Source organism: Flavobacteriales bacterium (assembly GCA_026129465.1).
GTDB lineage: Bacteria > Bacteroidota > Bacteroidia > Flavobacteriales_F > PHOS-HE28 > PHOS-HE28.
The window spans coordinates 625,280-636,926 of record JAHCIA010000001.1; the positions used below are offsets into that span (position 1 = coordinate 625,280).

The 11,647-nt window shown below is 63.8% G+C and carries 11 protein-coding genes; 8 read left to right on the forward strand and 3 right to left on the reverse strand.

Going from position 1 to position 11,647, the window contains the following annotated elements; all coding sequences use genetic code 11:
- The first annotated feature begins 311 nt into the window (after positions 1-311).
- From KIT10_02670 to KIT10_02680, 3 genes are all read left to right on the forward strand, one after another.
- Positions 312-893, forward strand: a complete 582-nt coding sequence (locus tag KIT10_02670; protein ID MCW5898147.1) for a 7-carboxy-7-deazaguanine synthase QueE — start codon at positions 312-314, stop codon at positions 891-893.
- Positions 894-958: 65 nt separating this feature from the next.
- Positions 959-2,881: a PD40 domain-containing protein gene (locus tag KIT10_02675; protein ID MCW5898148.1), complete on the forward strand. Its 1,923-nt coding sequence runs from the start codon at positions 959-961 to the stop codon at positions 2,879-2,881.
- A 71-nt stretch (positions 2,882-2,952) separates the two neighbouring features.
- Positions 2,953-5,145 (forward strand): S8 family peptidase, encoded by a 2,193-nt coding sequence (locus KIT10_02680; GenBank protein ID MCW5898149.1) that lies wholly within the window; start codon positions 2,953-2,955, stop codon positions 5,143-5,145.
- A gap of 57 nt (positions 5,146-5,202) precedes the next feature.
- Here KIT10_02680 and KIT10_02685 read toward each other — a convergent pair whose 3' ends face one another.
- Both KIT10_02685 and KIT10_02690 read right to left on the reverse strand, forming a co-directional pair.
- A complete protein-coding gene (locus KIT10_02685) occupies positions 5,203-6,243 on the reverse strand; it encodes a hypothetical protein (GenBank protein MCW5898150.1) in 1,041 nt (346 codons plus the stop codon).
- Positions 6,244-6,269: 26 nt separating this feature from the next.
- Positions 6,270-7,313: an SRPBCC family protein gene (locus tag KIT10_02690; GenBank protein MCW5898151.1), complete on the reverse strand. Its 1,044-nt coding sequence runs from the start codon at positions 7,311-7,313 to the stop codon at positions 6,270-6,272.
- A 363-nt stretch (positions 7,314-7,676) separates the two neighbouring features.
- On the opposite strand from KIT10_02690, the gene KIT10_02695 reads away from it, so the two are divergent.
- From KIT10_02695 to KIT10_02710, 4 genes are all read left to right on the forward strand, one after another.
- Complete coding sequence (locus KIT10_02695; GenBank protein ID MCW5898152.1) at positions 7,677-8,255, forward strand: hypothetical protein; 579 nt, start codon at positions 7,677-7,679, stop codon at positions 8,253-8,255.
- 135 nt (positions 8,256-8,390) lie between these two features.
- On the forward strand, positions 8,391-9,068 hold the full coding sequence (locus tag KIT10_02700; GenBank protein ID MCW5898153.1) for a zinc metallopeptidase: 678 nt from the start codon (positions 8,391-8,393) through the stop codon (positions 9,066-9,068).
- A 98-nt stretch (positions 9,069-9,166) separates the two neighbouring features.
- Positions 9,167-9,613: a hypothetical protein gene (locus KIT10_02705; GenBank protein MCW5898154.1), complete on the forward strand. Its 447-nt coding sequence runs from the start codon at positions 9,167-9,169 to the stop codon at positions 9,611-9,613.
- Positions 9,614-9,644: 31 nt separating this feature from the next.
- Positions 9,645-10,340 carry an SDR family oxidoreductase gene (locus tag KIT10_02710; GenBank protein ID MCW5898155.1) on the forward strand — a complete coding sequence of 232 codons (696 nt, stop codon included), beginning with the start codon at positions 9,645-9,647 and terminating at the stop codon, positions 10,338-10,340.
- A 6-nt stretch (positions 10,341-10,346) separates the two neighbouring features.
- On the opposite strand, the gene KIT10_02715 is transcribed toward KIT10_02710, so the two are convergent.
- The gene (locus tag KIT10_02715) at positions 10,347-10,745 is read right to left on the reverse strand and encodes a DoxX family protein (GenBank protein ID MCW5898156.1); all 399 of its coding nucleotides are present in this window, start codon (positions 10,743-10,745) and stop codon (positions 10,347-10,349) included.
- Between the two features lie 119 nt (positions 10,746-10,864).
- On the opposite strand from KIT10_02715, the gene KIT10_02720 reads away from it, so the two are divergent.
- Complete coding sequence (locus KIT10_02720) at positions 10,865-11,578, forward strand: tetratricopeptide repeat protein (protein MCW5898157.1); 714 nt, start codon at positions 10,865-10,867, stop codon at positions 11,576-11,578.
- Positions 11,579-11,647 lie beyond the last annotated feature (69 nt).

Genomic DNA, 11,647 nt, shown 5'->3' on the forward strand with positions numbered 1-11,647 from the left:
TACCTTGGTACCCACGCTCCGTTCTTTCTCAGCCGGCCGGCTGATCATCCCACAGCCCGCACAGGCCACACGTTCTCAAAACCAACAGTATTGCCTCAGGGTCGGAAGATCCAAAGGGCTAGGGCGGGCCGCCTCCCTGCTTCGGCAGGGACCTCCCCGGAGGCGTGGCGGATTACCGAAACCTTTCTGTCCGATCCGCTCATGTGATCCATGGGTTTTTTGAACTCGGTCCTGTGCGGGCTTTCTTTTGCCCCAGCGTGAACGCTCCAGATCATTCCTCCAAGACCGCGACAGAGGCCCGCCTGCCCGTGATGGAGGCCTTCGCCACCATCCAGGGCGAAGGGCTGTTCGCCGGGCAGGCCGCCTGGTTCATCCGCTTGGGCGGTTGCGATGTGGGCTGCGTGTGGTGCGATGTGAAGGAGAGCTGGCCCATGGACGCGCACCCGCTCAGAGGAGTGGACGACCTGGTGGCGCAAGCCGCACAGCATCCCGCCCGCATCGTGGTGATCACCGGCGGCGAACCCTTGATGCACGATCTCGGACCTCTGACGGCCGCGTTCACCGCAGCTGGGTTCCGCACCCACCTGGAGACCTCCGGCGCGCATCCGCTCAGCGGCACATGGCACCATATCTGCCTCAGTCCGAAAAAATTCAAGGCGCCATGGCCCGGCATCCACAAGGCCGCGCATGAACTCAAGGTGGTGGTGTTCAACAAGCACGATCTGGCATGGGCCGAGGAACATGCCGCACTGGTATCCCCGACATGCGCGCTCTACCTGCAACCGGAATGGGCCCGCCGCGATACCATGACCCCCTTGATCGTGGACCACGTACGGACCCATCCACGCTGGCGCATCTCGCTGCAAACGCACAAGTATCTGGGGATACCATGAAGTTGAATGCTGTTGAAGGTTGGCGTTTGAATGTTGGCTCGCGATGGAAGATCGTGTGGACGGCCATGATGTTGCTGTTCACGGCGCATGTCCAGGCCCAGCCGCAGCGTTACACCACCACGGACAAGAAGGCCATCAAGGCCTACGAATCGGGCTTGGAATGCATCCGGGCGCGTGATGCGGACTGCGCCCTTCGCGAATTCACCCGTGCGGCCCAAGCGGACGCCGCATTCCTGGAACCGCGTCTCATGCTCGCGGAACTCTTGTCCGACCGGGGCCGGGATGAGGAGGCCATCACACGCTACCGCGAGGTGGTGCAGGTGTCCACCCGATTCCATCCGCCCGCCATGCTGCACCTGGCCGACCTGGAGTTCCGCACCGGCCGGTTCGACGATGCCGAGCGCCACTACAAGGCCTACATGGAACTGGAGCAGGACGGGCAGCGCCGGGCACGTGCAAGGCTTGGCTTGGACAATTGCGCCTTCGCACGCCACGCCATGAAACAGCCCGTACCCTTCGATCCGGTGAACCTGGGGCCCGGGGTCAACAGCGCAGCGCCCGAATATTATCCCTGCGTCACCGCCGACGACCGCACGCTGCTTTTCACCCGCCGTGTGAAGGCCGAGGATGCGCGGGTGGGGGAGCAGGAGGATTTCTTCGTGAGCCAACGCGGCAAGGATGGCCTATGGGGCTCCTCGCGCGGCGTGTCGTCCGTGAACACCGAGCGCAACGAAGGCGCGGGTACCTTGTCCCCCGATGGGCGCTTCATCATTTTCACCGCCTGCGCTTATGTGGACGGTAGCTACGGGCCGGGGCGCAAGGGTCTGGGCAGCTGCGATCTCTTCATCAGCCGTCGCATCGGCGAACGATGGAGCCCGCCAGAGAACCTGGGACCACCGGTGAACTCCAAACATTGGGAAAGCCAGCCCAGTCTTGCCAGCGACGGCCGTACACTCTACTTCGTGCGTGGCATCCAGGCCCGCGACGGTGTGCGTGACACGGACATCCACATGACGGTGCTCGGCGACGACGGCCAATGGAGCACACCCGTGAAACTGGGACCGAACATCAACACGCCCTTTCAAGAGGAAAGTGTGCAGATCCATCCCGACGGCCGCACGCTGTATTTCAGCAGCAATGGCCATCCCGGCATGGGCGGACTGGACATCTATGTGAGCCGGAAAGAGCAGGATGGTTCCTGGGGGCCGGCACTGAACCTGGGCTACCCGATCAACACCAGCGCCGACGAGAACAGCCTGCTGGTAAGCGCCGATGGGCGGGTGGCCTACTTCGCCAGCGACCGGCCCGGTGGCCATGGCGACCTGGACCTCTATGCCTTCGACCTGTACCCGGAAGCGCGGCCGCTGCCGGTGAGCTACATCCGGGGCCGGGTGTTCGACGCGGAAAGCAGGGACCCCCTCGAAGCGGATGTGGTGTTGTACGACCTCGCCAGTGGCGAGCTGGCCACAGCGGCCTACAGCGATCCGCGCACCGGTGAGTTCCTCGTGTGCCTGCCCACCGGCCGGACCTACGCGCTCAATGCATCCAGCGAAGGCTATCTGTTCTTCTCACAGAACTACGACGTGCGGGGCGAGGACCCGGCCTTGACGCCCGTGGCCCTGGATGTGCCCATGGCCCGACTGAAGCCCGGTGCCACCATCGCGCTGCGCAACATCTTCTTCAACACCGCCAGCTACGATCTGCTGCCCGCCTCGGAACTGGAGATCGACAAACTGGCGGCCTTGCTGAAAGCGAACGCCACACTGCGGATCGAATTGGGCGGACATACGGACAACGTGGGGCAGGACGCCGCCAACCAGAAGCTGAGCGAGCAGCGCGCCAACGCTGTGCGCGACAGACTTGTCGCCAAAGGCATCGAGGCCACGCGGCTGACGGCCAAAGGCCACGGCCGCATGAAGCCGATCGCGACCAACGACACCGAGGAGGGCCGTGCACTGAACCGCCGCACGGAGATGACCGTGCTCTGAGCGCTGGAAGGCCAAGGTCCGCGACCCCTCTGGCGAAGCCGGTCCGCCACGCAAGGGATACCTTGGTCGTCATGAAGCATTTCGGAATGAAATGGTTGTTGGCCGCGCTCGTGGCCATGGGCGCAGGTCAGGGCCTGGCGCAAGGTGTGATCGGCGTGGCAGCGCGATCGCTGCTGCGCGACATGGCCCAGGAAGGACGGCAGGAGGAGACCCGGTCCGTGCGGAACATGGCGGAGCGCTTCGGCCTGGAACGTCGCGCTGGCGTGTGGATGGTGCATGCCGTGGCGCTGGTCGACGAAGGGCTGTTCGATCCACGGGCTTTGGTGGAGGTCGGCGTGCAATTGCAGAGCGAACTGCCCGGTATACGCACGCTGCGGCTGCCCGTGGAGCGCCTTGCCATGGTGGCCTCGCTGCCCGGGGTCCATTACCTCGATACCGGCTGGCCGGCATCACCCGATCTGGAACACGCACGACCCGACACCCGCGCCGACAGTGTGCAGGCGGGTCTTGGCGGCTTGCCCATGGGCTACGATGGCGATGGCGTGGTGGTCGGCGTGATCGATTGGGGCTTCGACTACACCCATCCGGTGTTCCGCGATGCGGCGATGAATGGCCTGCGCCTTACCAAGGCCTGGGACCAGAACAAGACCTCCGGGCCGCCACCGGCAGGCTACAGCTATGGAGCGGAGTACGTGGGCATGGACGAACTGCTTGCCGCAGGAGCGGACACCCTGTTCGTGTTCGGCCCCTTGTCGCATGGCACCCATGTGGCCGGCATCGCGGCTGGCAACGGGGCCGGCACCACCCATGTGGGCATGGCCCCCGGCGCGGAGTTGGTCTTCGTTTCCTACCGGCGTGATCCGGCGGCCTTCATTGATGCCATCGCGTGGATCAGGGCGCACGCCGAAAGCCAGGGCAAACCCTTCGTGGTGAACATGAGTTTCGGGCGGCATACCGGCCCGCATGACGGCAGCTCGCTGGAGAACCAGGCCATGGACCTGATGGCCGGCACGGGCAGGATCTTCGTGGGATCGGCCGGGAACAATGGCACCGGCAACTTCCATCTGAAGCACAGCTTCACCCCGCCAACGGATACGGTGAGCACGGTGATCGGCTTCGCGAGTGGCGCCGAGTATTGGGGGCAGGGTCTTTCCATTTGGGGCACACCTGGGTCTCCATTCAGCCTGGGCCTGCGCATCACGTCACCGGTGAACAGCACGCTGGCCGAAACGGTCTTCTACCACAGTGGAGACAACCCCACCGTGGAGGACACCATCGTCACCGCCCCGGGCGATACGGTGATCGTGCGGCTGGTAGGTGAAGCCGCCTCGCCTTTGAACGGCAAGCCGAACATGATCCTGGAAGTGCGGCGCACGGGTGGAAACAAAGTGTTGTTGCGCCTGGCCGGAACGGCAGGCGAGATCCATGTCTGGAATGTGCAGCGCTTGGTGAACCGATTCACCAACTGGGGCGTGTCGCTGGCCTCGAACTATCCGGGCGCCACCAATGGCGACAACAACTATGCGGTGGGCGAACCGGCCGGCGTGGGCAACAGTGTCATCACCGTGGCCTCACACCGCGCGGAACAGTTCAATGCCCAGGGAGAAATGCTCTTCGGGGGCCGATCGTCCTTCTCCAGCAGGGGGCCCACGGTGGATGGCCGCGTGAAGCCTGATATCAGTGGCCCGGGCCAGCTGGTCCGCTCCAGCGTCAGCTCCTTCGACCCCAACACGGCAGGGGCGCCGCAATGGATCTCCTTTGAGGGGGTCCAATATCCTTTCGACACATACTCTGGCACCTCGATGTCCGGCCCGGCCGTGGCTGGTGTGGTGGCCTTGATGCTGCAAGCGCATCCGCAATTGGATGCGGTGCAGGCCAAGGAGATCATCCGGCAGACGGCACGGTTGGACGAGCGCACGGGCGAGATCGGCCCGGAGGGCTCGCTGGAGTGGGGCTGGGGCAAGGTGGATGCGATGGGCGCCGTAAGGGCCGCCTTGATCGCGACGGGCTGGACACGCGAAGCGGCCACGAACGTGCAAGTGACCGTGTTTCCGAATCCCAACGATGGGACTTTCAGGGTATTGGGGATTGAACTGAAGAGCTACCGGGTACTCGATGCCCAAGGTCGTTTGGTCCGCGAAGGACCCGGTTCAGCCCGGGGTTGGGACCACAGCCTGACCTTGACCGGAATGAAGCCGGGGGTCTACCTGCTGGAGCTGGTGGGGGTGAGTGGCTTGGCTCGGTCTCGTATTGTGATCCAGTGACGCGGAGCCAGGAGATTGGACTGATGTTGAGCGAAATACAACTTAACATAATATAAATTATGCGCCATTCGGATCAAACTCGATCGGCAAGGCCAAAGCCACGCCCTGGCCCTCGGGACCATCGATCCAGAGACCATCCTCACCCATTGCAAGACCTTGGAACGGATCATTGCCCAACAACCAGGGTCCATCCAGATCCACCAGATCGGCCATGCTCCGCAGTTGGGCCATCGCCGAACAGCCGAGTGAACTCTCACTCATGCATCCCAGCATGATCCGCAGGTCATGGCGCTGCGCGCGATCGATCATCTCCATGGCACGATCGGTACCTCCGCACTTCACCAGCTTGATGTTGACCCCGCCATATTCCCCTGCATACCGTTCCACATCCGCCGCGTTCTGCATGCGCTCATCCGCATAGACCGCCACGCCGACACGTTCGGCCAATTCCTTGGACCACGCCATCCGGTCCTTGTGGAACGGCTGCTCGATCCCGACGATCCGCTGCACATCGGTAGCTTCCAGCACACGCATGGCCTGGTCAACGCTTGGCCAGCCTTGGTTGGCGTCCAGGAACAAGGGTCTTGCATCCAGGGCCATGACCGCCCTCAGGATCGCCGCATCCTCGGCACCACCCAGCTTCACCTTCAGCACTTGCGCCATGGGCAGATCGGCCAGTTTGGCGGGTATCTCTTCCAAGGTTCCCAGTCCAATGGTGGCCATGGCCGGTGTCTTCTTCCCCGTGCCGGCCACACCCAGCAGTTCCGCCACGGAACAGCCCCGCGACCGCGCCAATACATCGTGCACTGCCATCACCAAGGCGGCTCGTGCGGGGGGTGATAGTCCCGGATCCGGATCGCTGAAAGGACCGGGAAACGACTTCAACCAGGTACTCACAAGTACCTGTATCCCAGGTCGGCGCAATTCGCGCTCGATTTCTTCGGCGGTCCGCTCAAGATATGGCGGCAAGGTGGCCTCACCATAGCCGGTAGCGCCCTGCCACTTCAGTCTGATGAAAACGGCGTCCGTTCCATCGCGCACACCATGCGCCGTTCCGAAAGGCCGCTTGAACTGGAGCCTGTATCGTGCGATGCCCATTTCGGCGTCCATGACCCGCCGCCCGGTCAGCGGATCTGGTAGAGGATCACGGTCACCCACTTGCTGCTGTCCGGTTCGGCAGGTGCGGCCACCACGTATTCCTCGATCACATTGCCCAAGTGGACGAGTTCACGATTGCTCAGCATCTCATCAATGGCCGTGTGCGCTTCTCCAAGTTGACCATAGCCGCCCACCATTTCCAGCCGGAGCGCCTTGGAAGCTTCCACCACGTGGGTGTCCAAGCCGGGGAGCTTCGTATCCGCTGGAGCCTTCACCGGCAGCCCGGGCATGTGATCCGTGCGCTGGTTCTTCTCATCCCACAGGAAATACACGTGGCTGTATGGACCATCGAGCTCCAACCCGGCCGCGGTGATCGCCGCGCCCGCCGCCTCCATGCTCGCTTGGGCATGCTTCTGCATATCCGCCCACTTCACAACAGCGCGCTTGCCGATATATACCCGTCGTGGCAGATCCACGATCTCGATCTCGTAGCCCCGGAACGTTCGCGCTGCGCGCTCCGCATCCGCCCTCTGTTGCTCGCTTTCGGCAAGCGCCTTCAAGTTGGCCAGGCCACGCTCGAAGTCCGGACCGATCATCTTGTCCATGTCCATGAAGACCCCGAAGAGCCTTCCCATGAAGCCATTCTTGATGGTCATGCGCCAGGTGACGTTGCTGCCCGCATCGGCCGACTCCAGGTCCAGATCCACCTGGCTTACCGTTTCCCAAGGCTCGATGAAGCGCAACTCGGTCTCCAATCGTTTGCCCGGCTCCACGGCCGTGATGGTCTGCATCCCTGTGCCCACCGTGTCCCCCTCCCAGCGCTGCGTGGACCCCACGGTGCCATCCTCGCCTTCCCAACTGGTGCGTTGGTCCTTGTCCATGTCCTTCCATACGCCCCAGGCGTGCAGGGCGCGCAGACTGGCGATGTGGGGCCAGACGAGGTCGTCGCCGGCTTCGATGGTGATGGAGCGCTGTACCACGGTGGTCCTGGGCCCCACGAGGAAGCCAAGCACCAGGACCAGCACGACCACGGAAGTCAGGATGATGAGCAGGGTCTTGAGGGCTCGCATGGCGAAGGATTTGAGAGCAAAGATGGACATGCCCGGCCCCCGATCCTGGGCCATAGCTCCATATGTTACCTGGCAGGCTGTGGATCTTTCAGTCCCGGTTGGTGCGCAAAGGGGCTGAAGCCATCCATCCAGGTCATTCTTGACCGTGAATGGACGTTGATGGACGGCAATGCCTGATCCATGAGATGCCTGTGGGCCTTCGACCAGACGCGAACTCACGTTCATCCACGTGCATTAACGGTTCCAGGTGCCCAAGCGCGACAGCCCGGCCCCCTTTCGCGCCTTGCGGGATAATTGCCCAACTTGGCATCGCCGCCTTGGCACGATCTTTTCCAAGCGGCCACCGATCACAGCCACCACGCCATGAAACGACTCCTCTCCCCCCTGCCCTTCGTGCTGCTCCTCGCCCTGGCCACGGCCGTGGCGCTGCCCGCCTGCCGCAGCAAGAGCGGGCCCGCCGGCACCAAGGTGAAGCAGCCCTTTACCGGCAGCAAGTACATGAGCAACAACGCCTGGTTCCGAGGAACGGGCATGGGCGCCAGCAGCAAGCAGAACATCGCCCGTGGCAAGGCCGACAGCGAGGCGCGCAGCCAGCTCGCCAGCCAGGTGGGCACCAACATGCGGGCGGTGACGGACCAGTACCTGGGCCAGACCGAGAACGAGCGGGCACGCGATGTGGCCGACAAGTTCCAAAGCCTTGTGCGTGAGGTGATGAACACCGAGCTGGCCGACATGCGCAAGATCGGTGAGGAGACCTACTTCAACGAGACCACCCAGGAGTACACGGTATACGTGGCCTACGAGATCCGCAAGAACGCGATGCTGCGTTTCATGAAGAAACAGGCCCGCGCCGACGCCAAGATCGACGAGTTGACGAGGAAGACCATCGACGAGATCCTGGACAAGGAGATCGAAAAGGCCGACGCCGCCAAGGACGAGTGAGCCTGACAACATGGGAGATCACGGCGGGAGGCTTCGGTCTCCCGCTGTCGTTTTGGCCGGGCCGCGAACGCTGGCCTTAGCTTTGTCCACGCGGTCACCGCAACCTCAAACCCAAGGAAGATGGAAGGAAATCCGATGATGGGCGCCTACCTGATCGGTATCGTGATGATGCTGGTGAGTTGGCTGGTGGGCCAGCGCTTGAAGAGCCGCTTCGAGAAGTACTCCCGCACCCCGCTGCAGAGCAATTTGAGCGGCAAGGAGGTGGCGGAGCGCATGCTCGTGGACCATGGCATCACCGACGTGAAAGTGATCAGTGTGCCGGGCCAACTGACCGACCACTACAACCCGGCCAACAAGACCGTGAACCTGAGCGAGCCCGTGTACCATGCGCGCAACGCCGCTGCGGCGGCCGTGGCGGCCCATGAATGTGGCCACGCGGTGCAACATGCCACGGCCTACAGCTGGTTGCAGATGCGCAGCAAGCTGGTGCCTGTGGTGAGCGTCACTTCGCGTTTCATGCAATGGATCCTGCTGGGCGGCATCCTGCTGATCAATTCCTTCCCGGAGCTGCTGCTTTTCGGCATCATCCTCTTCGCCACCACCACCTTGTTCAGCATCATCACCCTGCCGGTGGAATACGACGCCAGCAACCGGGCACTGGCATGGATGAAGCAACGCAACGTGGTCACCACGGGTGAGTATGCCATGAGCGCCGACGCCTTGAAATGGGCGGCACGTACCTACCTGGTCGCCGCGCTGGCCTCCATCGGCACGCTGCTCTACTACCTGATGATCTACATGAACCGGCGCTGAGACCGGCGCTCCCACGTGTTGAAGGCGTCCTGCGGGGCGCCTTCCTCGTTTGGGCAGGGTCGCCGAACATGGACCGCCGCCTCACCGTTGCCTGAACGATGCGTTGGTTGAACATCAGCTACAACGACCCGGAAGTGCGGCGGCAAGTGGAGGCCATCTGCGGCAAGCCATTCGGACTGTGGTCAGCACTGCGCAGAGGGGGTACCGGATCGCCGCGATCGCTGCTGGCGGACGGCTCCCCCACCCTGTTGGCGCCCTTCACCCGCCAGGAGGACCGGCGCACGCTGAGCATCGAAGTGCGCCAGGGGGGCCTTTTGCTGCGCTGCCGCCATCGCCTGGAGACCATGGGACTCCCGCTTTCCTTCGCCATGATCGAGGCCATGCGGATGACCGACCCATCAGGAACAGGACCGGGTACGATCGGTTTCGATCTTGCGGAAGGTCACGGATTGGTCATCGCGGTCGATGCCGGCCATTGGACGAGTATCGTGCGGCTGCTTCAAGGTGCGTTGCCGCCGAACAAGCTGTCCGCCCCCTTGACGTGAACCCCGCACGGGTGGAGGCTGTTGCATCGCCATGTCCACTCCCCCCTACCTCATAGTCGGTGCCAGCCGGGGCATCGGCCGAAGCATCGCGGAACGTCTGGTGTCACAAGGCCGGCCGGTGATCACCGTGGCCCGTTCGCCGGCCACCGTGGATGGCGTGATGGACCACTGGACCTGCGATGTGGTGCAGGATGGCCTGCCGGCAGGACTGTTGCCCGACAGCCTGGCCGGGATGGTCTATTGCCCGGGCACCATCGACCTCAAGCCGCTGCGCTCCATGCGTGCGGAGGACATGGACCTGGCCTGGCGCGTGAACGTGCTCGGGGCCTTCCGCTGTGCGCAGGCCACGGCCGATCGGCTGCGGAAGGTGCCGGGCTCCGCGATGCTTTTCTTCAGCACCGTGGCGGTGCGCCAAGGCATGGCCTTCCATGCGTCCGTGGCCAGCGCCAAGGGTGGCGTGGAGGGCCTGGTGCGGAGCCTCGCAGCGGAGTTGGTACCCAGCGTGCGGGTGAACGCCATCGCGCCCAGCCTCACCGCCACGCCGCTTGCGGAAAAGCTGTTGTCCACACCGGAAAAGGCCCAGGCGCTCGCCGAACGGAATCCCATGAAGCGCTTGGGGACCACCGATGACATGGCCGCGATGGCCGTGATGCTGCTGGGTCCCGATGCGGGGTGGATCACCGGGCAGGTGATCGCCGTGGATGGCGGAATGTCCGTGTTGCGCTGAGACGGCTCAGCGGAAAGAGATGCGGTCCACCGAAAAGCGGCCGCTGCCGGCGAAGAAGGTGGTGAGGAAGGCCACGAGGTAGACCGCCGCGAGTTCCTTCTTGCCGAAGTCGGCATCGCCCAGATGCACGAAGACGATCACCGCCATGCCGATGATGAGGGGCAGCACGGTGAGCCGCGTCCAAAGGCCCAGCATCACCAGGGCCGAACACAGCACTTCCGCGATCACGATCATGATCAAGGAGATCGTTGGCCCCAGGCCCAGGGGGTCGGCGAAGGAATCGGCACGCTCGCCGAAGGCCGCCAATTTGGGCCAGCCGTGGCCGATGAGCATCATGCCGCCCGAGCCCAGACGCAGGATCAGCAGGGCCAGGTCAGCGTGGATCGGTTCGCTACGCAGCAGCATGTGGGTGGAAGTATGGAACAAAGGTGACGCGGTGGCCTGCGCGGCATGTGCGACCCGCAGCGCCGGTTATCAACCGCCGATCGGGAACATTCGCCACGGGCTTGCGTACAACGCGCGCCATGAGAACGATCGCCCTGCTCCCCTTCCTCCTTGCCCTGTTGCCCGTTGTGGCCCAGGATGATGCCGACGCGATGCTGGCCGGCCTGCAGGCCTTGCGACGCGACGACCACACCCGCGCCGAGAAAGCCTTCACCACCGCCGTGGAGCGCGACCCCGCCGATGAAAAGGCCTGGTACTACCGGGCGGTGAATCGTCTGGCGGCCGGGGATGCCCCCGGTGCCAAACGCGATCTGGACCACCTCATCGCGCTGGACCCCGCCCATGCGCACGCCTACCTGCGCCGCTCCGAGGCCCTTGCGCAACTGGGCGATGTGCGTGCCGCGGGATCCGACCTCCACACGTTGCTGCGGCACCATCCCACCGGCCCGGCGGCCGAGCATGCGCTGCTTCAACTGGGCCATTTCGCCATGCTGCGCGGTGAGGTGGCAGAAGCATTGCGCCAATACGATCGCCTGGTGGCGATCTCCCCCGAACACGCCATGGGCCGCTGCAACCGGGGCATCGCCTTCGCCGCCTTGGGCAGGGACCAGGAGGCCCGCACCGACCTGGAGAAGACCATCACGCTGGATGCTTCGTTGGATCAGGCCCACGCCAACCTGGGCATCGTCCTCATCCGCCTCGGTGAGCGCGAACGTGCTTGCAGCGCCTTCGCACAAGCCCACGCCTTGGGCGATGCCTCCGTGGAAGAGATGCTGTTGATCTGGTGCGAGTAGATCCCAGCGCCGGAAACGCCCAAAGCGAAGCCCCGCAGCGATGGTCGCCGCGGGGCTTCGCATTATCGA